Annotated in this window: 19 protein-coding genes, 1 tRNA gene and 1 other RNA gene; 2 read left to right on the top strand and 19 right to left on the bottom strand. The window is 64.7% G+C overall.

The features are described 5' to 3' along the window. The 10 genes from dnaX to leuB form a co-directional block, all read right to left on the bottom strand. Nucleotides 1-1,170: DNA polymerase III subunit gamma/tau (gene dnaX, locus SFHG_RS05670; protein ID WP_148514768.1), on the bottom strand; the 1,170-nt coding region annotated here is incomplete at its 3' end. 213 nt (nt 1,171-1,383) lie between these two features. Then, nucleotides 1,384-2,043 carry a VTT domain-containing protein gene (locus SFHG_RS05675; RefSeq protein ID WP_042434784.1) on the bottom strand — a complete coding sequence of 220 codons (660 nt, stop codon included), beginning with the start codon at nt 2,041-2,043 and terminating at the stop codon, nt 1,384-1,386. An 81-nt stretch (nt 2,044-2,124) separates the two neighbouring features. Next, nucleotides 2,125-2,220, bottom strand: an RNA gene (ffs, locus tag SFHG_RS10410) — signal recognition particle sRNA small type. A 90-nt stretch (nt 2,221-2,310) separates the two neighbouring features. Then, nucleotides 2,311-2,949 carry a TetR/AcrR family transcriptional regulator gene (locus SFHG_RS05680; protein ID WP_148514760.1) on the bottom strand — a complete coding sequence of 213 codons (639 nt, stop codon included), beginning with the start codon at nt 2,947-2,949 and terminating at the stop codon, nt 2,311-2,313. A 303-nt stretch (nt 2,950-3,252) separates the two neighbouring features. Continuing rightward, nucleotides 3,253-4,551, bottom strand: a complete 1,299-nt coding sequence (locus SFHG_RS05685) for a class I SAM-dependent rRNA methyltransferase (protein ID WP_042434791.1) — start codon at nt 4,549-4,551, stop codon at nt 3,253-3,255. 154 nt (nt 4,552-4,705) lie between these two features. Next, nucleotides 4,706-6,493 (bottom strand): aspartate--tRNA ligase, encoded by a 1,788-nt coding sequence (gene aspS / locus SFHG_RS05690; protein WP_042434794.1) that lies wholly within the window; start codon nt 6,491-6,493, stop codon nt 4,706-4,708. Between the two features lie 229 nt (nt 6,494-6,722). Further along, nucleotides 6,723-8,090, bottom strand: a complete 1,368-nt coding sequence (gene hisS, locus SFHG_RS05695; protein ID WP_042434797.1) for a histidine--tRNA ligase — start codon at nt 8,088-8,090, stop codon at nt 6,723-6,725. A 225-nt stretch (nt 8,091-8,315) separates the two neighbouring features. After that, the gene (locus tag SFHG_RS05700; RefSeq protein ID WP_042434799.1) at nt 8,316-11,114 is read right to left on the bottom strand and encodes a hypothetical protein; all 2,799 of its coding nucleotides are present in this window, start codon (nt 11,112-11,114) and stop codon (nt 8,316-8,318) included. Between the two features lie 245 nt (nt 11,115-11,359). Then, nucleotides 11,360-11,725 carry a histidine triad nucleotide-binding protein gene (locus SFHG_RS05705; protein WP_042434802.1) on the bottom strand — a complete coding sequence of 122 codons (366 nt, stop codon included), beginning with the start codon at nt 11,723-11,725 and terminating at the stop codon, nt 11,360-11,362. 125 nt (nt 11,726-11,850) lie between these two features. Continuing rightward, nucleotides 11,851-12,960 carry a 3-isopropylmalate dehydrogenase gene (leuB, locus tag SFHG_RS05710; RefSeq protein ID WP_042434805.1) on the bottom strand — a complete coding sequence of 370 codons (1,110 nt, stop codon included), beginning with the start codon at nt 12,958-12,960 and terminating at the stop codon, nt 11,851-11,853. 275 nt (nt 12,961-13,235) lie between these two features. Here leuB and SFHG_RS05715 point away from each other — a divergent pair, with 275 nt between their 5' ends. Beyond that, nucleotides 13,236-14,573 (top strand): TFIIB-type zinc ribbon-containing protein, encoded by a 1,338-nt coding sequence (locus tag SFHG_RS05715; RefSeq protein WP_042434809.1) that lies wholly within the window; start codon nt 13,236-13,238, stop codon nt 14,571-14,573. 281 nt (nt 14,574-14,854) lie between these two features. Here the strand turns inward: SFHG_RS05715 and leuD are convergent, their stop codons facing one another. The 5 genes from leuD to SFHG_RS05740 form a co-directional block, all read right to left on the bottom strand. Beyond that, nucleotides 14,855-15,352 (bottom strand): 3-isopropylmalate dehydratase small subunit, encoded by a 498-nt coding sequence (leuD, locus tag SFHG_RS05720; RefSeq protein ID WP_042434812.1) that lies wholly within the window; start codon nt 15,350-15,352, stop codon nt 14,855-14,857. Nucleotides 15,353-15,374: 22 nt separating this feature from the next. Continuing rightward, nucleotides 15,375-16,646 (bottom strand): 3-isopropylmalate dehydratase large subunit, encoded by a 1,272-nt coding sequence (gene leuC / locus SFHG_RS05725; protein ID WP_042434814.1) that lies wholly within the window; start codon nt 16,644-16,646, stop codon nt 15,375-15,377. 247 nt (nt 16,647-16,893) lie between these two features. Further along, nucleotides 16,894-17,412 (bottom strand): hypothetical protein, encoded by a 519-nt coding sequence (locus SFHG_RS05730; RefSeq protein ID WP_042434816.1) that lies wholly within the window; start codon nt 17,410-17,412, stop codon nt 16,894-16,896. A 163-nt stretch (nt 17,413-17,575) separates the two neighbouring features. Beyond that, a complete protein-coding gene (locus SFHG_RS05735) occupies nt 17,576-18,475 on the bottom strand; it encodes a peptidoglycan-binding domain-containing protein (protein ID WP_042434819.1) in 900 nt (299 codons plus the stop codon). Nucleotides 18,476-18,484: 9 nt separating this feature from the next. Beyond that, nucleotides 18,485-19,540 carry a polyprenyl synthetase family protein gene (locus tag SFHG_RS05740; protein WP_042435283.1) on the bottom strand — a complete coding sequence of 352 codons (1,056 nt, stop codon included), beginning with the start codon at nt 19,538-19,540 and terminating at the stop codon, nt 18,485-18,487. 166 nt (nt 19,541-19,706) lie between these two features. On the opposite strand from SFHG_RS05740, the gene SFHG_RS05745 reads away from it, so the two are divergent. Further along, a tRNA-Leu gene (locus SFHG_RS05745) sits at nt 19,707-19,791 on the top strand. A gap of 131 nt (nt 19,792-19,922) precedes the next feature. Here the strand turns inward: SFHG_RS05745 and SFHG_RS05750 are convergent. From SFHG_RS05750 to SFHG_RS05765, 4 genes are all read right to left on the bottom strand, one after another. After that, complete coding sequence (locus SFHG_RS05750; protein ID WP_052297815.1) at nt 19,923-20,894, bottom strand: Ppx/GppA phosphatase family protein; 972 nt, start codon at nt 20,892-20,894, stop codon at nt 19,923-19,925. A gap of 18 nt (nt 20,895-20,912) precedes the next feature. Next, a complete protein-coding gene (locus SFHG_RS05755) occupies nt 20,913-21,899 on the bottom strand; it encodes an FtsB family cell division protein (RefSeq protein WP_162096560.1) in 987 nt (328 codons plus the stop codon). 185 nt (nt 21,900-22,084) lie between these two features. Beyond that, nucleotides 22,085-22,465, bottom strand: a complete 381-nt coding sequence (locus SFHG_RS05760) for a metal-dependent transcriptional regulator (RefSeq protein WP_042434821.1) — start codon at nt 22,463-22,465, stop codon at nt 22,085-22,087. Nucleotides 22,466-23,105: 640 nt separating this feature from the next. Further along, nucleotides 23,106-23,331, bottom strand: a 226-nt coding sequence (locus SFHG_RS05765; RefSeq protein ID WP_222859220.1) for a hypothetical protein, incomplete at its 5' end; no start/stop codon positions are given.

Genomic DNA, 23,331 nt, shown 5'->3' on the forward strand with positions numbered 1-23,331 from the left:
CGCCGCGGCGGCCGGCGAAGCCACGGCAACTCCGGAACGCTCCAAGGCCTCAACGCGCTCCGCAAGCGCGGCGAGCGTCAGGTCGCCTTCGGGGCGCACCATGCGCGTGCAGCCGATCTCGAACGACAGGCGCGGGTTGGTCGAGGTTTTCAGCTCGGCCATGACGTCGCCGAGCACCTGCAGCATGCGTGCCAGCCGATCGGTGCCGAACAGGGGCAGCTCATCGGCAAGCTGACGGCGCTCCGACGCGCTGACGTCGAGCGCCACATCGGTTCCCGCCAAGCTCATCACGTAGAGGTTGCGCACGTGCTGGGCAAGCTCGCGTGCAAATTGCGCCAGGTCGGAGCCAGATTCGACGAACTCAGCCACCCAATTGAAGCATGCTGCGGCATCGCGCTTGCCAAGCGCCTGCACGATGTTGGCCAGATCGCCGGAATCCACGCCGCCGAGCATGCGCTCGGCAACGGCCAAGGTGACCTTGCCCTCGCCGAACGCGATGGTCTGCTCAAGCGAGGTGAGCGCGTTTCGCATGCCACCGCCAGCGTGATGGGCGATCAGGTCGAGCGCATCGCCTTCGAATTCCACGCCCTCGGCCACGCACACCGCGCCCAGGCGCGAGACGATGGACTCGTTGGATATGCGGCGAAAATCGAAGCGCTGGCAACGCGAATGGATGGTCTCCGGCACCTTCTGCGGATCGGTGGTGGCCAGGATGAACACCACGTGATCGGGAGGTTCCTCGAGCGTCTTGAGCAGCGCGTTGAACGCCGCGATGGACAGCATGTGGACCTCGTCGATGATATAGACCTTGTAACGGCCGCGCGTGGGCGCGAACTGCACGCGGTTGATGATCTCCTCGCGCACGTTCTCCACGCCCGTGCGGCTTGCCGCGTCGAGCTCGTAGACGTCGGGGTGCACGCCCTCGGCGATCATCTGGCAATCCTCGCAGGTTCCGTCCGGGTCGGGCGTGGGGCCCTTCTCGCACAGCAGCGCCTTGGCAAGCAGGCGTGCCGTGGTGGTCTTGCCCGTGCCGCGCGGGCCGCAGAACAGGTAGGCGTGGCTGACCTTGTCCTGCTCGATGGCGTTTTTGATGGTGCGCTCGATCTGCTCCTGCCCCACCACGTCCTCGAAGATCTGCGGACGGTATTTGCGGTACAGCGCCTCTGCCATGTGGTTGCTCCTTGCCCTGCGTGCGGATATGCGAAAGCCCGGGAAGCCCGGGCGTTGTGGTCTGCCACCATTATACGGGCATCCCGTTGCGGCCGCGCGCCAGACGCCTCCGAACACGAAAAACGCCCGGAGCCCGCAGCCCCGGGCGCATCACGGCGCACCCTGTAGCGGATGCGCCGCCGAAGATTCCCACGAATAGGCGCGAATGCCGCGCTACGCCTTCTTCTTGCGGCCGTTCAGGGCCGCCTTCACCGCGCCGATGACCGCCGGAGCGACCGACACGGCCACGATGCCGAGGACGATGACCTCGAAGTGCTCCTGCACGAACGGCACGCCGCCGAAGAAGTAGCCCACCAGCACGAACAGGCTGACCCAAGAGATGCCGCCGATGGCGTTGAACATCGTGAACTTCGCGAAGTTCATGTGCCCGGTGCCTGCGATGAACGGGGCGAACGTGCGGAAAAACGGCATGAAGCGCGTGATGACGATGGTGAGCCCGCCGTACTTCTCGAAGAAGCTATCGAGCTTGGCCATACGCTCGGGCGTGAGCGCCTTCACCTTGCCGGAGTCGATGATGCGCTTGCCGAAGAAGCGCGCGATCCAGTAGTTGGAGGTGTTGCCCAAGATGGCCGCTGCGTAGAACACCAGCAGCGTGGCGCCCAGATGAAGCCCGCCGCCATCGGCAGAGAAGACGCCGGCCGCGAACAGCAGCGAGTCGCCAGGCAAAAACGGGAAGAACACCAGGCCCGTTTCCACGAACACGATCAAGAACAGCGGCGTGTACACCCACACCGCGCCCAGCGTGATGATCCATCCGGCAATGGCGCCGCGCGGGTCGCTTAACAGGTTGAGGAAGAAATCGATGATACCCATATATGCCTTTCCAACGCCGTTTCACCCCGGTTTACACGCGTCCGGGGTGCAGCCCCTGTGTTTTTGGGCGCAAAAAGAGCATCCTATATGGGACAGGGCGCTCGTCAGAGGCCCCTTATGGCTGCTTCCTCCCGGACCTGACCAGGTTCGGAACTTGGCGCCGCCCCGACCCATATAAGATGCTCGTTTCGACTTGGCATAGTATACCGACGCCCCGCTCCCGCTGCGGGCGCAGGGCGCAAGCGTTACCAAATGCACACAGGCGCTTTACGCCAGCTTGACGCTTGGCAACACGCCGTTGAGGCCGTCGAACAAACACGCGCTGGTCACCCCGGCAAGGCTATCAAGCGGGATCTCGGAATCGGCGATGAGCCAGCGGCGGTACACCGCCACCAGGCCCGCGCAGAAAAACGACACGATGTAGGGCACGTACGGGTCGTCGCGGCGCAGGCCGAGCACGTTGTCCTCCATGAGCACATCGACCAGGCTTGCCTCCAGGCGGTCGAGCACATCTTGCAGCGACACATGCTGCAGCACCCGCTTGCTGCGAGTCATATCGGGGGCAAGGGCCAGGCTGATGCTTTGGAACAGCTTGCTCACGTCAAGTCCCTTGTCACCATCCGAGCGCAGCGCATCGCGACAGCTGGCGACGATCTTCTGGGCCTCATCGCGGATGACCTCGTCCACCAGATCGCTTACCGAGCGATAATGCAGGTAGAACGTCTTGCGGTCGATATCGGCCTCGCGCGCCACGGAGGCGATGGTGATCTTGTGGTAGTCCTGGTTCTCCATCAGCTTGAAAAACGCCTCGCGGATGGCCTTGCGCGTGCGCACCACGCGACGATCGGTGGACCTGCGCAGGTCTTTTGCCGTCGGTTCGCCCATCGGCGCAATCGGGTCTGACACCTTATACCCCTCGTTTCCTGTTTACTCGCCGGCATCCGGCGGCCCTTGTTCGTGTTAGCGCGATCGCTGCAGCGATAGTACACGCGTTAATCAACATTAAACCATTGTATGGATACTTATCATCGTTCGTTGCAAAACGGTCGATTGCAGAATACCAGAATCCCGCTGCATTTGAGGAGCGTAGATTACTGCCCACCTGCGTATTATCCAGGAAAGCTGTCAGGAACGGCTCGGCACGGGTTGCGAGCGGCTTTTGCGCAACGGCGAAAAAACGGGCGCGGCATCATGCCGCGCCCGTTTGCGTTACACCACCTGGAAGATGAAGAACTTCAGGTAGTCGGTTTCGGGAACACCCCAGACGATGGGGTGGTCGGGCGCCTGCTGGCGCTCCTCAATCTGCCGCAGCTGCACGCCCGCATCATGCGCGGCGCTGGCAACCACATGCCTGAAACGCTCGGTGTCCATGAAGTGGCTGCAGCTGCAGGTTGCAAGATACCCGCCGCGCGGCAGCAGCTTCATGGCGCGGTAGTTGATCTCCTTGTAGCCGCGCGCGGCGCTTTGGATGGTCTTGCGGCTTTTCGTGAACGCCGGCGGGTCGAGCACGATGAAGTCGTACGTGCGGTCATGCGCGGCCTCAAGCGCCGGAAGCAGGTCGAACACGTTCGTTGCCGTGAAGTCCATGCACTCCTCCAGGCCGTTGAGCTGCGCGTTCTTGCGCGCTTGCGCCACGGCGAGCTCGGAGATGTCCACGGCGTTCACGTACGCCGCGCCGCCATGGGCAGCATTGAGCGCGAAGCTTCCCGTGTGCGTGAAGCAGTCGAGCACGTGCTTTCCCGCGGCAAGCTTGGCCACCGCGCGGCGGTTGTACTTCTGGTCAAGGAAAAAGCCCGTCTTCTGGCCGTTCTCGAAATCAACCTCGTAGCGCACGCCGTTTTCCACGATCTGCGTGGCGGTGGGACCGAAATCCTCAGTGCCCGGCGCGCCCGGTGCCAGCGGATCGAAGCTTGCTTGGCCGCCTTCACCGGCCGCACCCGCGAACCACCCCGCCGTCAGCTCAAGGCCCTCCAGCTTGCGGGTTGCCACGTCGTTGCGCTCGTACAGGCCGCGGATGGAAACGCCGTCCTCGGCGAGCACCTCAAGCAGCACCGGGAAAATCACCGGCTTGAGCTGCTCCATGCCCACGGACAGCGTTTCGGCGACCAGCACGTCGTTGAAGCGGTCCACCACCAGGCCCGGGAAGCCGTCGGCCTCCGAGAACAGCACGCGGCAGCAGCTGGCGTCTTCGCCCATGACGGTTTTGCGGTACTCCCACGCCCACGCCACCTTGCGCTTCCAGAACGCGCGGTCGAACGCATCGTTAGCGTTGCGCGTGATAAGGCGGATGCGGATCTTGCTGCTCTTCGACAACAGGCCCGTGCCCAGGTACGACCCCTTGCGATTCACCACGTCGATAAGGCTGCCGTTAGCAACCTCATCGCCCTGCCCCGGCGCGCCCTCCATGAACAGCACCTCGGCCTCGTATACCCACGGGTGCCCCTTGGCCAGCGCATGCTCGCCCTTCGACGTGATGGTGGCGCGAGGATACGGACGTTGAACTTTCATGAGGGTCCTTTCGGGAACGGAGGATACAAGAATCGCAAGTGGCGCAAAAATCAGCGAAGGCCGCTGCGGTGCCCCGGATTCGCGCGAACGCGAAAGCGGGGTGCCGCAGCGGCCCACAGCATCGAGCAATCCGGCTGCCGTCAGGCGGACGGAGCTACAGCAGTCGCAGGGAGACTTCCTTGAGCTGGCGGCCGGTGACGGCGTTCGGGGCGCCGGTCATGGGGTCGGAAGCGCTGGAGGTCTTCGGGAAGGCGATGACGTCGCGGATGGACTGCTTGCCGGCCAGCAGCATGACCAGGCGATCGAGGCCCAGGGCGATGCCGCCGTGCGGCGGGGCGCCCAGCTCGAGCGCATGGATGAGGTGGCCGAACTTCTCCTCCATCTGCTCATCTTCCACGCCCAGACGGCGAAGCACGCGCTTCTGCAGCTCGGCGTTGTGGATACGGATGGAGCCGCCGCCCATCTCGAAGCCGTCCATGACGATGTCGTAGGAGTAGCTCGAGCACGCCAGCGGATCGGTCTCGATCTTGTCCCAATCGGCCTCGGGGATCATCGTGAACGGATGATGCTCGGCGGCGTACTTCTTCTCCTCCTCGTCGTACTTGAACATGGGGAAGTCGACGACCCACAGCAGGGCGTGGCCCTCGCGCGGGATGTTCAGGGCCTCGGCCATGTGCAGGCGCAGGGCGGAGAGCACGGCGGAAGCGGTGCCGTAGGCGTCGGCGGCGAACAGCAGCAAGTCGCCCGGCTCGACGCCGGCGGCCTGCTTGATGGCGCCATGGACCTCGTCGCCGAGGAACTTGATGATGGGGCTCTTGCCCGCAAGCTCGGCATCGGCGTCGGTGTAGGCGATCCAGGCCATACCCTTCGCGCCGTTGGCGGCAGCCACGTCGGCCAGCTTCTCGATGTCGCCGCGCGACCAGTTGCCGGCGCCCTTGGCGTTGATGCACTTCACGACGTTGCCCGCCTCGACGGCCTTGGAGAACACGCCGAAGCCGCAGCCGCGCACGATGTCGGTGAGCTCGACGAGCTCCATGCCGAAGCGCACGTCGGGACGGTCGCAGCCGAAGCGGTCCATGGCCTCTTTCCACGGCATGCGCTGCAGCGGGAACTCATGCTGCACGCCCGCAGCGGCCAGGACCTCCTTGAACACGCCCTCCATCAGGTCCATGACGTCGGTTTCCTGAACGAAGGACATCTCGATGTCGACCTGCGTGAACTCAGGCTGACGGTCGGCGCGCAGATCCTCGTCGCGGAAGCAGCGGGCGATCTGGTAGTAGCGCTCGACGCCGCCGACCATGAGCATCTGCTTGAACTGCTGCGGGGACTGCGGCAGCGCGTAGAACTTGCCCGGGTTCGGACGGGAGGGCACCAGGTAGTCGCGAGCGCCCTCGGGCGTGGAGTTGGCCAGGATGGGCGTTTCCACCTCGATGAAGCCGCGCTCGTTCAGCGCGGCGCGCATGGCCTGGGCCACGGTGTGGCGCAGGCGCAGGGACTGGTACATCTCCGGACGGCGAAGGTCCATGTAGCGCCACTTCATGCGCGTGGTCTCGTCGGTCTCGATGCCGTCCTCGATGGAGAACGGCGGGGTGACGGATTCGTTGAGCACGTTGACCTTGCTGGCCAGCACCTCGATCTCGCCGGTGGCCATGTTCGGGTTCACGGCGTCGGCGCCGCGGTCGCGAACCGTGCCGGTGATCTGCAGGGCGTACTCGCGACCCAGATGCTCTGCCTTGTGGAAGTCCTCCTCGGGCACGCAATCGGGGTCGACGACCACCTGGGTGTAGCCGGTGCGATCGCGCAGGTCGCAGAAGATCAGCCCGCCGTGATCGCGATTGTGCCACGCCCAACCGCACAGCGTGACCTCGCGGCCCACGTCGGACTTGCGCAGCTCGCCGCACGTTGCGTCGTGCATGCAAAACTCGTTGATGTAATCCGTCATTCTCTCTTGCTCCTTGCAATGCTTTATGGGCGCCCGGCCGCAAACGCGGGCCCGGGTTGTTGCTCAAACCTAGCCATTGTACATCACGAAAGGAGCTGGAAACCACACCGGCTTCCAGCTCCTTTGAAAATGCCATGGTTGCAGCGCCGCGGAGGCGGCTTCCAACGGCCGACGAACAGGGTGAGGGCACCTCCGTCCCCTGTTCACGTGGCTGCTCGGCGCTTTCGGGTTATTCCTCGCCGGCGAACACGTCCTCGATACTGGCGTGCGCGCCTCCGAAAGGCTCGCCGCCGAACTGGGCCAGCAGCATTTTGGCCTGATCGAGCTTCACCAGGCGCTCGTGATGGGTGGCCATGTTGCGCACCTTCACCTCTCCGGCGGCCAGCTCGTCGGGGCCGAGCACGGCGACCATGCGCGAGCCTACCTTGTCGGCCAGCTTGAACTGGCTTTTCAGGCTGCGGTGCTGATGATCCATCTCGGCGGTCACGCCCGCATCGCGGCATGCCTGCACCAAGCTGAACGCCTCGGCGCGCACGGAATCGTCAACGCACGCCACGAAGATGTCGCAATGCTGGGCGCTCGGGAACGCCTGACCTGCCGCCTGGATGGCCAGCGCGCAGCGCTCGTAGCCCAGCGCGAAGCCGAAGCCCGGCGTGGGGCGTCCGCCCACTTCCTCGGCCAGCTTGTCGTAGCGACCGCCGCCGCCGATGGCGTTTTGGCTGCCCATGCCCTGATCGACCTGCACCTCGAACACGGTGCGCGTGTAGTAGTCGAGGCCGCGGACCAGCGTGGGGTCCTCGATGTAGGAGATGCCCGCACCGTCCAGATAGGTTTTGACGGCCTGGTAGTGCTCGCGGCAGTCATCGCACAGGTAATCCGAGATCTTCGGGGCGCCCTCCATGACCTCGGCGCAGCCGGGGTTTTTGCAGTCGAAGGCGCGCAGCGGGTTGATCTCGGCGCGGCGCATGCACTCCTCGCACATGTTCTCGGCATGGGCGTTCATGTACTCGCGCACGGCCTCGCGGTACTTCGGGCGGCACTGCTCGCAGCCCATGGAGTTCACCAGCAGGCGCGTGGCATCCATGGGAACGCCGATGGCGGCGTAGAAGCGCATGAGCATGATGATGCCCTCGGCGTCGACGCTGGGGTCCTCCGCGCCCAGGCATTCGATGCCCACCTGGTTGAACATGCGCTGACGGCCCTTCTGCGGGCGCTCGGCGCGGAACATCGGGCCGGCGTACATGAGCTTGGCCGGAGCCGCGCCCTGCGGCACCAGGTCATGCTGCACCACGGCGCGCACCACGCCCGCGGTGCCCTCGGGGCGCAGGCTCAGGCGGCTTTTCGCCTTGATGGTGCCGCCTTCCATGACGCGCTTGAAGTTCTCGCCGGAGATGGCGGTGAACATCTCCTTGGACACCACGTCGGTGGCCTGGCCGATGCCGCGCACGAACAGGTCGGTCTGCTCGAACAGCGGCGTTTCGATGGGCTGATAGCCGTAACGGGCGAAGATGCCGAACGCGGTGTCGCGGAAATGCGCCCAGAACTTCGCCTCATCGGGCAGAAGATCGCGCGTTCCCTCCGGGGAGTTGATTGCCATGACGGTTCCTTACTTCCGATAACTCATGTTCCGATGATACGGACGGTTGAAAACGGTTAACCCTTGCATTGTAGCGCAGACAACGCCGCACGGCGGCCCGCCCGCCGCGGCCCCACGCAATCAGCGCGGCGCGGGTCGCAGACGGGCGCGTCGGTTGCGCGCAGACAGCGCAGCTGCGGAACGGATGGCGGGCGCGACGGTTGCGAGGGACCCGGGCGGCGACCCTTACGCGGGCTCGCCGAAGCTGCGCAGCACTCCCATGAGCGCGTCGTCGGGGCGATGGCGCAGGCGCGTGGCGAGCAGGCTGCGGGCCACGTTGGCAAGGCCGGCATCGCAGGCGGCGGACAGGGCCGCATCGATGACGTCGAGCGTCTCGGATGCGGGCGCGCAAGGGATTCCCTCGGCGGCAAGGGCCGCCTCCACGCCGCCTGCCGGCGGGATGGATGCGCCGGTCTCGGCCACCAGCTCGCGCAGCTCGGCCGTAGCCTGCATGGCGATGGACGGCGATGCCTCGACCGCTTTCAGATAGCATGCCACACCCGCGTCGGCGCTGCCGCGCTTCCACATCACGTATCCCAGCTGGTAGTACATGAGCGCGATGTCGGTAGGCTGCAGGGAGACGCGAAGGCCCGCGCGCAGCACGTCGAAGGCGCGGCCCATATCGCCTTGGAGCATATAGGCGCGCCCGAGCACCCGATAACCCATGGCGCACGACGGCCCCATGGCCACGGCGGCGCGGCCGTAGCGCAGCGCCTCGTCGGCGCGCTCGAACGAACGTTCCAGCAAGTGCGTGACCTCCAGGTGGCACAGGTAGAACGAGTCGGGCACCACACGCACGCGCTTTCCGGCGTCGGCCACGGCATCGGGAACCGCGACGCTTTCGGATGCCGGATCGACTGCAGGCCCCTGACCAGGGTCGACGGGATTGCCATCAATCGGTACCGGCTGCGTTGCACGGGAAACGTTGTACAGCACCCTGGCGCTGTAGCTGTCGAATGCACGATACACCTCTTGGGAGCCGTCAGCGAAGCCGTCGAGCAACTGAGCCTCGGCGATGGCGCCGATGAGCGCTTCCACGGCAGCTGCGGGATCGGTCTCGGCAAGCGAATGCGCGCGGCCGAGCGCCACCAGGCAGCGGTCCTCGCCCAAAAAGCGCCCCACCACCGCGTTCTGATCGGCGGCGTCGATGGAGCCCTCGGCAAGCGCGGCCATCAGGCGCGTGCAGGCCGAGACGGCGCGCTCGTCCTTCGCTTCGAGCGCGGCGGACTGCACGCAGCGCACGGCGGCGATGGCCTCGGTGGCGCTTTGCGCTTCCACAAGCGAATCCGCCAGGCCCTCGGCCATGCGGCGATACGCCGTGTCATATTCGATATCGAGATCGCGCTCGCACTTCGCGCCCAAGGGCCCTTGCGCCCACGTCGGAAGCTCGCCCGCCTGGTCATCGGCGCTCCATGACTCGAACACAGGGTGCATCACGCGCTGGCGCGGCACCTGGGCGTCGGCAACGTCATAACGCGCTCCCGCGGCATTGAGCAGCTCACGGGGATCACCCGCGATAGCTTGCTTGAAACCGCCGCGCTCAGCGTACAGCACACGGTCCAGATCGACCTCGAACAGCGCCGTTTCCCGGGAATCGCGCAACTGCTCCGACGCGGCCGGCGCGCCCAGCACCGCGGGCACGGGCTGCTGCGATCCTGCGGCAGGCGCATCCTGCGGCGCCTGCGGGTCGGGCAGCGGGAACGCCATCAGCTTCACCTGGGCAATGCCCGGCTCGGTGGCGAAAGCGTGGTCGGCGAGCAGCAGGCCCACGCGCATGACGTAGGGAAGCGCAGCCCCCTGTTCGCCGCCCGCAGCGCCCGGCACCATGCCCTCCGGCGGCATGGTCAGGCAAAACGCTGCCTGACCGGCGCCGATATCGCCCGCAAGCTCCACATCCACGCGCACGGGAAGGCGCAGCTGCTCGATTGCCAGCGCCAAGCGGCAGCGCACGCCCCATTCGCCGCCCTCATGCCCGGACGGGGCGCCATCGGGCATGCCGCCCGCCAGGTCCTGCTCGCCCACCGCGACGAACAGCTGCGCATCGGCTTGACGGCACTCGTCGAGGCCCGCAGCATCGGCGCGATCGCCCATGCGCTCGCACAACAAGATGAAGCAGTTGAGCGCCGCCTCGATCCCCCACAGCTCCTGATCGGAGATGTCGGCATCCTCCTGGTTGCGGACCAGATAGGCCAAGTGCGCGTACTTCGTGGAGCGCACCAGGCGCACCGCTTCGTCGGAAACGCCGCGCTCATGGATGGCGAACAGGCCCGCCTGCTCGAGGTTCTCCAGCAGAAGCCTGACGGCACCGGGGGCCTCGAGCTGAGGGTCGGACAGCGCACGCTGAACCTGGCCCGCAAGCTCGCGCAACGCCTCGAACGGTTTTTCGGGCCCCACAGCGTCGAGCACGCCCATAACGCCGCGGCTGGGGACGGCGGGCGCGCCCATGGCCGGCCGGAAGCACAGCGCGAAATACGCGCGCGCCATGAACTCCTTGTAAGTCATGGCCTTGCGCTCACCGAAGCGATACCACGTGTCCGATACCTTATATAGATCGGCCGTTCCCTTGTAGGCCGCCACGCAGCGCGCCGCGTCGCCCTCGCCGTCATGCACGTACACGTATCCGGCGGTTTTCACTGCGTCCTGGGCCACGTCGTTGAATCGGGCGATCTCCATGTCGGGAATGCGCGCCGGCGGCGCGACCTGCGGCTCGTCGCAGGCGAACACGCGCCCATACCTGTCCAGGTACGCCACGATGCGCATGGCCTGGTCGCTGGGGGAATCGCCCTCCAGATGCACCAGGTACATGCCGCCGCTTTTCGGCTTCGGCCGCATCACGCGGCCGCCCACCACGCCGAACGCCCCGGAAAAAACCGTGCCGTCGGCGAGCGCGGGCATGGCGTCGCGCAAGACCTTGCAACGCACGCCCAACAGCTTCTCGTGCGGCTCAAGCCGCCACAAGCCCTCTTTTCCCGCAACCTTTTGCACGCTGAACCATCCTTTCAAATACTGGCGAATAGCTTACCAGAGTATGCTAAAAGCCGCCGACCTGCTGGTCGACGGCTTTTAGCCATCGATGGATGCTTTGTAGCGAAAGGGGCTTGCGAACCGGACACTTAATGCTACGTCCCCAAGCGTCTGAACCCAAGTGTCCGTAGCGAAACGAAAGCGCCGCCTGCCTTTTCGGCAAGCGGCGCTCTGCGATCAAAGCCTATGCATTGCAGTTGCGGGCCCTAGCCCTCCACGCGCTGGGAGTTCTCGAACGTGAAGCGGCCCATCTTCACGCCGCCCAAGATGTGGATGTGGAAGTGCTTGACCGTTGCAGCGGAGTCGGGGCCGGTGTTCATGACCGTGCGGAAGCCGGACTCGCGCACGCCCTTGAGCTCGGCGACCTTCGGCACCACGGACAGCATATGGCCGAGCACCTCGGCCGGGATGCCGTCGCACAGGTCGTCGTAGTGCTTCTTCGGGACAAGCAGGGTATGCACGGGAGCCTCGGGCTCGATGTCGTCGAACGCGAAGCAGATATCGTCCTCGTACACCTTGTTCGTGGGGATCTCCCCGGAGATGAGTTTGCAGAACAGGCAGTCATCGGCCATTTGAGGTTCCTTTCGTCGAAGGGGTGCGGCGGCGCGGCGCCGATCCGCACGAACAGTTTACCGCACGGGGCCGCACCGCGACCCCGCGATCCTGCTACAGCGGGAACTTCCCCGCTGCTCGGCGCTTACAGATGCGCGACCACCAGGTCGCCCATGCCGGCGCAGCCGACCACCTTGTCGGCGGGCGTTTCGGCATCCTTCAGGTCACCCGTGCGCCAACCCTCGTCGAGCACCTCGGTGACCGCGCGGCGGATATCGTCTGCCGCCTCGTTCATGCCGAAGCTGTAGCGCAGCATCATCTCGACGGACAGGATCTGCGCCAGCGGGTTGGCGATGCCCTTTCCGGCGATATCCGGGGCGCTGCCATGGCTGGGCTCGTACAACGCCGTGGAGTCGCCCAGGCTTGCGGAGGCTAGCATGCCGAGCGAGCCCGTGATCTGCGCGGCCTCGTCGGAGAGGATGTCGCCGAACATGTTCTCGGTGACCACCACGTCGAAGTCGGCGGGACGGTTGATCAGCTGCATGGCGGTGTTGTCCACCAGCAGGTCCTCGATCTGCACGTCGGGGTACTCCTGCTCGCCGATGCGGTGCACGATCTCGCGCCACATGCGGCTGGTCTCAAGCACGTTGGCCTTATCGACGCTGGTCACCTTGCCGCGGCGCTTGCGGGCCGCCTCGAACGCCTGGCGGGCGATGCGCTCCACCTCGTACTCGCGGTACTCGAGCGTGTCATAGGCGCGCTGGCCCTTGGCGCCATCGGTACCGGCACCTTCCTCGTCGTAGAAGCGCTCGCGCTTGCCGAAGTACAAGCCGCCGGTGAGCTCGCGCACGATCATGAGGTCGACGCCCTCGATGACCTCGGGTTTGAGCGTGGAAGCGTCCGCAAGCGCATCAAAGATCTGCACGGGGCGCAGGTTGGTGTACAGGCCCAAGCCCTTGCGGATGCCCAAAAGTCCCGCCTCGGGACGCGGCGCGCCCGGGTCGGTGGTATCCCACTTCGGCCCGCCCACGGCGGCAAGCAGCACGGCATCGGCTGCCTTCGCGGCCTCGAGCGTGGCGGTCGGCAGCGGTTCGCCCACCGCGTCGATGGCGGCGCCGCCTATAAGCGACTCCTTGCAATCGAAGCGCGTGTCGTACTTCGCGCCGACGGCGTTGAGGACCTTCACGCCCTCCGCGATGATCTCAGGGCCGATGCCATCGCCCGGCAACAGGCAGATGTCGTATTGCTTCGTCATGATGCAAGCCTCTTTCAAAATGTGATCCGGTTACATTCACATAGTAACGCACTAGGGCTTCCCAACGGCCTATTCCCGTGGGAAATATGCATATGTCCACGCAGGGCGATGTGCGCTTTGGCGGCAAAGCGGCGGCACCGTCGACCGGGCGTTTTCGCGAAATGGGCCGCTCCATTGCCGGAGTCATTGCTTTTTGGGCCGCGCGGGGCTTGCCGCGGGCAAGGCGGCTCGGGCATACTCGCACATAGCAGCCCCGACGCTCAAGGAGGCCATATATGGAAGGGTTCTTCGCCATCAAGTGCCGCAACTGCGGCGGCCCCATGTACTCCCACCAGCAAACCCGCAGCTTCGATTGCGCCTATTGCGGGGCGAGCACGCCCTGGGCCGAGGGCGGACCGGAGCCGGCACCTGCCATGGGCATCCGCCATACGCCGCTTCAGGTGGTCGACGGCCTGCTGAAGCTGACGCACGTCTCGCAGCTCGAGCCCGCGCAGGATTCCGACTGGTACTACTACAAGCCCTACTGGCGCAACATGTCGCTGCTCGAGCGGCTGCTATGGGAAGACCCCGCAACCGCCGACGAGTTCCAAAACGCCGAGCACGTAAGCGTTCCTTGCCCGTTTTGCGGGGCAGCGTTCGAGGGCAAATCCACCCAAAGCGTGTTCGAGTGCCCCTCGTGCGGCAACAAGATCGGCGTTGCCGACCTGCTCAAACCCGGCACGTTCAGCAAACGGCTTTCCATGGGAACTGGAGCGGAATACATCCCTGAGCAGGCACTTCCCTGCCGTATCTCCGCCCAGCAGGCGCGCGCGAACGCCCTTGCGCTTGTACACCAGCACCCCGAGGCCTTCGCCGGGCACGACGTGGACAAGGCCATCGGAGAGCAGATGGCGCTCACGTACGTGCCCGTGGAGCTTGCCGACCTACGCATGATGGCGTCCTTCCCCGGCAAGATACCGGGGAAGGAATCGCAGGTGTACTTCGAGGTGCTCGATTGGGCGTGGCCGAAGACCTATTTCGTCGACATACCGCTTATGGGCCTGCTCGAACCGTGGGATTTCTCGACAGTGGCCCCGTTCGACCCCGCCATGCAGGAAGGCGATTTCCGCGTCATAGCCGTCGAGGGCCTGCTGAAGAAGAGCGCCGTCATCGACAAGCTAACGTATTCGCTGGCGGGAAACGATGCCGAGAAGGCGTTCGGCTACAGCAAGAAGAGCATGCGTCAATGGGCCCGCAGCGTGCGCAAACACGCATCGGGGTTGATGCTCATGCCAATCTATTACGTCGATCGTCCCGCCTCGGACGGGCGCGAGGGCGAGCAGGTGCGCATAGCCGTGAACGGGCAGACGGGCCGCGCCGCAGCCGTGGTGTTCAGCGAGAAAAAGGAGATTCACGTGCAGGCGCCGCTCAACCCCGGCCTTTATCTGTCCGCCGAGAGCACCGTGCACGCAACGCCCATCGAGGTGAAGTACGCGAAATCGCCGTTTTTGTACAAGATCGTCCGCATCGGCGGCAACGAGGGCGCCGTCCAAACGGCAACAGCCGGCGAAGGCACGTACCGGGAAGAGAAACCGCGCCGCAAAGGCCTGCTCGGCAGGCTGTTCGGGGATTAAACGCCACCAGCCGCACGTCCCCGAATCGCGGGTGAGCGAGGGACGGGGACGCGTTCACAACCGAAAGCGGACTCGTGAACAGGGGACGGAGACGCGTTCGCGGCCGAATGTGGATGCGAAACGGTGATGGAATCGCGTTCACATACGCAAGCGGAGGACGCGGACGCGTCTAGGGCACACTCCCTGCCCCGAATGCAAGAGGGCGGCTTGCCGTGAGCAAGCCGCCCTCTTTCCTGTTACGGTTAATGCCTTACCCCCCGCGTGAACAGGGGACGATGACGCTATTCGATGCCGAGCACCTTGCGGGTGCGGTTGATCAAGCCGCCTTCCTCGATGATCTCGCGGATGAACGGCGGGAACGGCTGGGCCTTGAACGTTTCGCCGGTGGTGGTGTTCGTGATGACGCCCGCATCGGCATCGACGTCCACGACATCGCCCTGCTTGATGGCGTCCACCGCCTCGGGGCATTCCATGATGGCCAGGCCGGTGTTGATGGAGTTGCGGTAGAAGATTCGCGCAAAGGACTTGGCGATGACCACGTCCACGCCCGCAGCCTTGATGGCGATGGGCGCATGCTCGCGCGACGAGCCGCAGCCGAAGTTCTCCTCTGCCACGATGATGTCGCCCTTGTGCACCTTCTTCACGAAGTCCTTGTCCAAATCCTCCAGACAGTGCGCTGCCAGCCACTCGGGGTCGGAGGAGTTGAGGTAACGGGCCGGGATGATGACGTCGGTGTCGATGTCGCGGCCGTAACGATGCGCGGTACCCTTGAAATGCATGATCGGTTCCTTCCCTTATCCGTTATTCCGCAATGTCCTCGGGCAGGCCGATGTGGCCGAGCACGGCGCTTGCCGCGGCAACCGCCGGGCTTGCCAGATACACCTCGGACGTGGGGTCGCCCATGCGGCCGACGAAATTGCGGTTCGAGGTGGAAACGCAGCGCTCGCCAGCAGCCAGGATGCCCATGTAGCCGCCCAGGCACGGACCGCACGTGGGCGTGGAAACGGCGCAGTTGGCGTCAAGAAACACGTCCATCAGGCCCTCGGCGATGCACTGCTTGTACACAGCCTGCGTTGCCGGGATGACGATGCAGCGCACGTCGGGGTGCACCTTGCGGCCGCGCAGCACATCGGCGGCCTGGCGCATATCCTCCAAGCGGCCGTTGGTGCAGCTGCCGATGACGGCCTGGTCGATCTTCGCATCGCGCGACTCGGCCGCCGGGCGCGTGTTGGACGGCAGATGCGGCCATGCCACGGTTGCCGGGATATCGGCGGCATCGATCTCGTACACGTGGGCGTACACGGCATCGGGGTCGGAGTGGTATTCGGTATAGGGGCGCTCGGTGCGGCCGTCCATGTAGGCGCGCGTGATGTCGTCGACCTCGATAAGGCCTGCCTTGCCGCCGGCCTCGATGGCCATGTTGGAGATGGAAAGGCGCTGGTCCATGGACATGGTGCGGATGGCGCTGCCCGTGAACTCCATGGCCTTGTACAGCGCGCCGTCCACGCCGATCATGCCGATGATGTACAAGATAACGTCCTTGCCGGTGACGCCGGGGGCAAGCTGGCCGTCGATCTTGAACAGCAGGCTTTCGGGCACCTTGAACCACGCCTTGCCCGTGGCATAGCCCACGGCGGCATCGGTGGAGCCAACGCCGGTGGAGAATGCGCCGAGGGCGCCATAGGTGCAGGTATGGGAATCGGCGCCGATGATCAGATCGCCCGCGCCCACGACGCCCTGCTCGGGCAGCAGCGCGTGCTCGACGCCCATGCAGCCGACCTCGTAGTAATGCGTGATGCCCTGCTCACGGGCGAAATCGCGCACCTGCTTGGCCTGCTCGGCGCTTTTGATGTCCTTGTTCGGAACGTAGTGATCGGGAACCAGGGCGATCTTGGTGGGATCGAACACCTTCTCCACGCCGATCTGCTTGAAATTCTTAATGGCGATAGGCGACGTGATGTCGTTGGAAAGCACCAGATCGAGATTGCACTCGATCAACTGCCCCGGCTCGACTTCGTCAAGCCCCGCATGTGCGGCCAAGATCTTCTCGGCCATGGTCATGGGACGTGCCATGTTCGCTCCTTCGATTTGCAGCCTCGCGCGCCCGCACATCGGGCGATTTGAAAAACTGGGTGATTGTACCACCCGCATTTCCCGAAAATGTGGAAGAGCCCCGGCGGGGCTCTTCTTCGTAACATATTGTTTACGTTCGCTAACGCGAAGGGCGTGCTCAGCTGCTGAAGCTAGGGCTGGCAAGGGCCCGAGCACAGCCGTACGAGATGCTGTGCGTCGCGGACGGCCATTGCCGCGAAGCCCAGCGCTACCAGGTTCCGGCGTAGGCGCCGTAGTAGCCGGGATCGCAGGCAGCCACGAACGCAGCAAGCAGGCCGCCCACCATGACGGTAAAGATGATGCCGGCGAGCATCCACACGGCGAAGCCGATAGCGGAGAATTTCACGGCGTCGTTTTTCACCTGGGGGTATTTATCGGCGTTGCACACCCAGGCAAGCAGGATACCCGGGATGCCCACCAACGCGCCGATGACGAACCAGGCGAACTTCATGCCGCCCGACAGCTTCACGAGCGGGGCCGGAGGATACACCGGCTGCGCATACATAGGCTGTTCGTAGGGCTGGTGCTGCTGGGCCTGCGCATACGGCTGCTCGGGCTGGGGCTGAGCCGGAGGCACCTGGGATGCGCCGGAGCCGCTTTGCGGCTGAGCCGGCGGGACTTGGGAAGCCGCAGAAGAGCCTTGCGGCTGGGCGGCGGGCTGAGCGGGAGCCTGCGGGGAAACCGGCTGCTCGGACTGCGGAGTGGGGTTATCATTGTGCTCGGTCATGATCGGACCTTTCTCTTGGTTGCAGGGGCCACATTCGGGCCCTGCTTCGATATCCCCAGTATACGCACGGACCGCCGCCTCAGCGCAAACCGTTGCCATCCCGATGCAAAACGGACGGCTCCGTTGACCGCCCGTTAACGATAATGGTGTTCGCTAGCCGCAGCTACCGCTTCGCGAGCGCCGTGCACAGCGCGTCGAGCAGCGTGATGGCGAAATGCTGGGCAGAACGGCCCACGCCGGCGTCCTCCCACATGCTGCCGGGAAGCTCGACGGCGATGCGCGCCGGGTCGGCCTGCATGGCCGCCTCAAGCGCCGATTCCAGGCGCATGGACAGCGTCTCCTCAGGGGCGAACCCCACGCGAGGCGCGTTGCCCGTCTGCTCCTCGGGCAGCACGATGTGCACGAGCAGCATCTGCTCATCGGGCGCCACCAGCAGGTTGTCGGCGCTGACGATCTTCGATGCGGGGTTGGTGGCAAGCGCCAGGTTGCTCATGCGCGAGGCCACGCTGCGCGTGAACTCCTGCGTGCCGAACAGGCACAGCGCGTTGCGCTCCAGCACGCCGGCTGCGCGTGCGAAGCCCAGATGAGAGGAGCCGCGCACGGCCTCCTTGCCCTCCCAGGAATGATGCAGGTTGCGGATGGCGGCATACGTGTAAGCGCCGGCTATGCCGTCGGTGGGCAGGCCCAGGTTCGTCTGGAACTTGCGCAGGGCAAGCTCGGTGAACGCGCCGAAAATGCCGTCGATGTCGCCACAGGCGAAGCCGAGCGCGGAAAGCGCCTTCTGCAGCTGCTGCACGTCATGACCGTGGAAGTGGGGCATGCGCAGGTACAGCGTGCGGTCGCCCAGGCAAAACGACGCATCCACCAGGGCGGCCCAGGTTTTCTCGTCCACCTCGTCGCCGCACTCGAGATGCGCTTGGGAACGGAAGGAGGCGACGGCCTTCGCCGTTTCGGGCCCGAACAGGCCGTCGATGCAAGCCTCGTCCAGAAGCCCGATGCGGGAGAGACGGTGCTGCACGTCCTCGACGGCAGCACCGGAATCGTTGAGTTTAATGGTTTCCATTGCACCCACCTACTTCAGTCGGTTCACAAACCAATCGGCCATGGAGATCAGCAGATCGCGCGACAGGGACGGCCCCACCTTTTCCACCAAGCGGCCCTTCGCGGTGTTGGTCAGGTTCTCGGCGTAAGCGCGCGCATACTCGACGCTGCCCGTGGCCTGCATGATGTCGACCGCCTCGGCGAGCACCGCCGGGTCCTTCTCCTTGGCGGACAAGATCTGGATAAGGCGCTCACGCGCCTCAGGGGCGGCGTTTGCCAGGGCGTGCACCACAACCAGCGTGCGCTTGCCCTCGGTGATGTCGCTGCGAAAGTCCTTCTTCGTGGACTCCTCGCTGCCGATGAGGTTGAGCAGGTCGTCCTGGATCTGGAACGCCAAGCCCGTATCAAGGCCGTAGCTGCGCAGGGCCTCCACCTCCTCGGCCGTGCCACCGCCGATGATGGCGCCCACGGCCAGCGGCACCGCGCCGGAGTAGTGGGCGGTTTTATGCGTGGCCATGACCAGGTAGTCCTCGGGGGCGATGTCGTAGCGGCCATCGCGCGCCCATCCGATGTCGAGAGCCTGGCCTTCTATGGTGCGACGCGTCATTTCGATGAGCTCAGAGATAACGCGCACCTTCGTATGATCGTCAAGATCGGGGTCTTCCACAACCGTGCCGTTCACCAGGGACAGAGCCAGGTCGCCAGCGTTGATGGCAAGGCCGATGCCCTCCGTGCAGTGCATGCACGGCTCGCCGCGGCGAAGCTCCGCCTCGTCGGCGATATCATCATGGATGAGGGCTGCGGTATGGAAGTGCTCGATAGCCGCCGCCGCGCTGGTGGCCAGGCGCATGTCGCCGCCTACGGCCAAGCATGCGGCGAAGCAGATGAGCGGGCGATGGCGCTTGCCGCCGTTTTCGCTATACCGCTTCAGCGGCGCGTACAGGTAACGATCCATGTCGGGGTGCGTTCCCGCGGGAAGGTAGGTGTTCACCAGATCCCCTACCTGATCGGCATAGGCCATCAGATAGCCTTCGAAGGTTTTCGGGGGTTCGGCTACGTCTGCGATGATCTCGTTGATGTTCTTCATAGCGCTTTCTTGATTCGAATCGCTTGCATGCTCCTTGCCATGGTACCACAAGCGCATTGCGCTCACGCGCCCCTCCGGACAAGCGGCGCAATCAGCCAAGGAACTTCAAATTGACCGCCGCCTAGACGCCCTCGCGGCTTTTTCTGATATGATGGTTGACGCGCTTGGGAGCGTGGCGGAATCGGCATACGCAGCGGACTTAAAATCCGCCGCCGCAAGGCTTGTGGGTTCGAATCCCACCGCTCCTACCATGCGAACACGGCAACGGCCCGGATCGGTTCACCGATCCGGGCCGTTTTGCATGTTCGGGCAGATCCGATACGCAGCGGCGCGGGACCGCTCGCTAGGCATCGACGCACGTCGTCTTGCTTGGAAGGCGGGCCTATTCGAGCTTGGCCGCGTCCAATATGATGCCGTGCAGGATGTCCGTCTCGCTGACGGTGAACCCGTCCACGCCGACGGCGTCCATGACAGCCTGCATGATGACCAAGCCCGCCACGATGACCGGTGCTCGGCCGGGGTCCAAGCCCACGACCTGGCTGCGCCGCTCCAGGGGCATGGCGGCAAGCTGCGAGTACTGCCGATCGAGCTGCTGGCGCGTCACGTGCGCCTTATGCACCTTCGACGAATCGTACACGCGCATCTGGTCGCGCACCGCGACCACCGTGGTAGCCGTACCCGCGACCGCCACCAGACGCTCAGGCGCCACGCCGGCCTTCCCGGCTTCCCCGAGATGCTCGGCAAGCTGCTGCGAAACCCATTCGCGCGCCGCTTCAAGCTCGGCGGGCGCGGGAGGGTCGGTGCGGACGAACTTCTCGGTGACGCGACGGCATCCGATATCGAAGGAGTGCGCCCACGCAGGCGCTTGGCCCGCACGGCCCACCACCATCTCGGTGGAGCCGCCGCCGATATCCACCACCATAAGGTCCTGGCCAGGGAAATCGCACGATGCACCCGAGAATGACAGCCCCGCCTCCTTCCAACCGGGTATGACCGAAAGGACGACGCCGAGCTCCGCCAAACGCCGCACGAACTCATCGGAGTTCCCTGCATCGCGCGATGCCGAGGTGGCCACCGCGATGGTCTTGGCGATGGGGGCGCCCTGCTCGGCAAGGCGGTCGCGCACGGCGCAATACCCCTCTACCGTTTCAACGGTGCGGTCGATTGCGGCAGGCAAGAGCATACCGGTGGCATCGACGCCTTCGCCAAGGTTGGTGATGGCGTATTCGCGATCCACCTCATGGATGGCGCCCGCGGCGTCGACGTCCGCCACGAGCATGCGGCACGTGACCGTTCCGATGTCGATGGCGGCATAGCGCCCTGCAGCAAATCCTTGCATGCGGCTTTCGGTCATGGCAACCCCCTTGCCTGCTTATTTGTAGCCGAACACCAGATCGAGCAGCGGCGAGTACCACGTATCGGGCGCCTGCACGCTATCGGAGGAGACGTTGGGTGTGATAGTGGAACCCTGCTGGGTTTCCTCCAGGTTCAAACCGCGCACGTTGGCGGATTCCTCGCCTTTTTTCACCCAGCCGAGCTGCTCGTGGGCACGCTGCTCGACGCCTGCATCGGTTTGCAGGGAATCGACGTCGGATTGCAGCTCCTGGTTGCGATCGACGAGCGCATCGTATTCGATGACCAGCTTATCGTGGTCGCGCACGCTGCAATAGTAGCGCTGCGCGGTGGGATACAGGAACACCGTGGACATGACCAAGCACGCCGCCACGGCGGCGCCGATCATGAAGTTGCGAGACCCCATGGCGCCCATAAGGGCATCTTTGGAGAAACGCGCATGACGGCGGTTGCGAGAAGGCGTGGACTCATCGGCCTGCATACGCTGGGCGCGGCGTTGGCTTGACCCCATCTGCCCTTTGTACACGGCTGCGCGCGGGGAATCGTCGCTCTCGGGCGCTTGCCCGCCGAACTGCTTCTCGAACGCGCGGCCGGCCTTGGCCTTGGCGCGCGCCTTGGCCTTGGCGCGACGGCGATCGGCTGCCGTGATCCGACCCTCTTCCGGCTCCTGGGCGCGCCCATCGCGCTCTGGCGCGGAAACGCGAGAGGAACGACGCTGCTCGGCAACGGCTTCGTCGCGTTTACGGGCGGCGCGGGAGGCGCCGCGACGCTGCTGCGCGGGATGCCGGAAGGCTTCCTCTTCGGAATACGGCTGCGCAAACGCGTCCTCGGAAAGATAGGACAGCAAAGGCGAGCTTTGGCGGCGCGGGGCTTGCGAGGGACGCTGGCCCGCACGGGCACGACCCGCCTGCGAGCGCTCCGCCCGATCGCGATGGTGATGTTCTGGGTAACGGGAACCGCCTCGCTTGACGTCGTCGAACGAGAGGATATGAGCTTGCCGTGACATGGATGACCGCCCCTTAGCGCATGTGGTTCGATTAAGTGTGTGATTTGATGCAAGAAGCATTCGGTAGCATAGCATATCGTCCGGCGCCGCGCGGGCGGCACCCAAGACGGAAAACCGCCCGTCTCCAAGGTGGAAACGGGCGGCTGGCATGCGGTTTAGCTTCAGCGATGGGCGCCTTCGCGCCTTTAGAGGTCGAGCTTTTTAATATAAGCTCTCCATTTCTCGAACGAGTCGTCGCTGATGGCGTGTTCCATAAGGCAGGCTTCGCTCTCGGCAACGTCGGCGGGAATGCCCAGCTCCTTATGCAAGAACTTCGAGAGCATGCAATGACGCTCGTAGATGGCGGTGCCATAGGCAAAGCCAGCCTCGGTGAGGGTGACATCGCCATAATACGGCTGCTCGGCAAGCGCCTTCTCCTTAAGCGCGGTGACCGCCTTGTTCACGGAAGCCTTGGAAACGCCCATTTTGTTGGCGATGTCGACAGATCGGACGGACACCTCCGTGGTGCCCCCGAGCATTACGATGGCCTCAAGGTAATCCTCGTGCGATTTGGACATCTTCTCCATTGGGCACTCCTTTCATAGTTGCCCTCATAGTACCACAGGGCGACAGCATAACGCCAAAAGCGCATAGCTGCGCATCGAGCAGCTCAAGCGACCGCGGATTCACAAGGGAAACTCGAAAAGGGAAACGTGGCCGACGAGGGTGGAGAGGGGGGGTATGGAACCCTCGTCGGCCTGCTGATACGGCGGGGCCAGACGAGAAGAGCCCTGCCGCCGGGTCAGCAAAAGAAAGAGAGGCGTCAAATGGCTTTTGCGAGGGGGAACGCTTGCCATCGACATTTGTCAGTATAGGGTAACTTTAGTAAACCGTCAATAACTTTTTTGGGAAAAGTTTTCCTTAGCGATCTTCTCATTTTGCGCTCATGATTCGCGAGCTCACCCGAGCGCTTCGTTTGCGTTTGACACGGGTGCAGACGGACTTCCCGTTGCCGGTTGATTTGGCTCCCAAGCCCATTCGAATGCTTCGCATGCGAACCTCCTCTGCCGCCGGACATCGCGCGCAGGCAGCTGCGTCGCACGGGACGAGCGCGCTGCGCGCCCCGCCCCCCGACCGCAAGGCCGCCATATACGCGGAGGGGCCGGCATCAAGCCGGCCCCTCCGCTTGGTAGCATCTTCTATACCGCGGACGCGCCCGCGGTTCGCCTATCTACCGGACACGGCCTTGCCCATGTCGGCGGCCATGCGCGCCGCGGCGCTGCACCCCGTGCACCCGCCGCAGCCGCCCGAGCAGCCGCGCGGGCTATCGGCATGGCAGTCGCACATGCCACGGCTCCACAGACGGCGCACTGCCCATGCGGCCCATGCAACCACGATCAGCAGGACCGCCACGGTCGGCAGGTTGAATTCCAAACCCAAGATCACGGCCCGT

It is taken from the genome of Senegalimassilia anaerobia JC110 (assembly GCF_000236865.1).
GTDB lineage: Bacteria > Actinomycetota > Coriobacteriia > Coriobacteriales > Eggerthellaceae > Senegalimassilia > Senegalimassilia anaerobia.

Bases quoted from the DNA above. Each gene is read 5' to 3' on its own strand.
- SFHG_RS05675 (WP_042434784.1), bottom strand. From the start codon at position 2,043: ATGGGTATCATCGATTTCTTCCTCAACCTGTTAAGCGACCCGCGCGGC.
- SFHG_RS05685 (WP_042434791.1), bottom strand. From the start codon at position 4,551: ATGAAAGTTCAACGTCCGTATCCTCGCGCCACCATCACGTCGAAGGGC.
- aspS (WP_042434794.1), bottom strand. From the start codon at position 6,493: ATGACGGATTACATCAACGAGTTTTGCATGCACGACGCAACGTGCGGC.
- hisS (WP_042434797.1), bottom strand. From the start codon at position 8,090: ATGGCAATCAACTCCCCGGAGGGAACGCGCGATCTTCTGCCCGATGAG.
- SFHG_RS05705 (WP_042434802.1), bottom strand. From the start codon at position 11,725: ATGGCCGATGACTGCCTGTTCTGCAAACTCATCTCCGGGGAGATCCCC.
- leuB (WP_042434805.1), bottom strand. From the start codon at position 12,960: ATGACGAAGCAATACGACATCTGCCTGTTGCCGGGCGATGGCATCGGC.
- SFHG_RS05715 (WP_042434809.1), top strand. From the start codon at position 13,236: ATGGAAGGGTTCTTCGCCATCAAGTGCCGCAACTGCGGCGGCCCCATG.
- leuD (WP_042434812.1), bottom strand. From the start codon at position 15,352: ATGCATTTCAAGGGTACCGCGCATCGTTACGGCCGCGACATCGACACC.
- leuC (WP_042434814.1), bottom strand. From the start codon at position 16,646: ATGGCACGTCCCATGACCATGGCCGAGAAGATCTTGGCCGCACATGCG.
- SFHG_RS05730 (WP_042434816.1), bottom strand. From the start codon at position 17,412: ATGACCGAGCACAATGATAACCCCACTCCGCAGTCCGAGCAGCCGGTT.
- SFHG_RS05735 (WP_042434819.1), bottom strand. From the start codon at position 18,475: ATGGAAACCATTAAACTCAACGATTCCGGTGCTGCCGTCGAGGACGTG.
- SFHG_RS05740 (WP_042435283.1), bottom strand. From the start codon at position 19,540: ATGAAGAACATCAACGAGATCATCGCAGACGTAGCCGAACCCCCGAAA.
- SFHG_RS05750 (WP_052297815.1), bottom strand. From the start codon at position 20,894: ATGACCGAAAGCCGCATGCAAGGATTTGCTGCAGGGCGCTATGCCGCC.
- SFHG_RS05755 (WP_162096560.1), bottom strand. From the start codon at position 21,899: ATGTCACGGCAAGCTCATATCCTCTCGTTCGACGACGTCAAGCGAGGC.
- SFHG_RS05760 (WP_042434821.1), bottom strand. From the start codon at position 22,465: ATGGAGAAGATGTCCAAATCGCACGAGGATTACCTTGAGGCCATCGTA.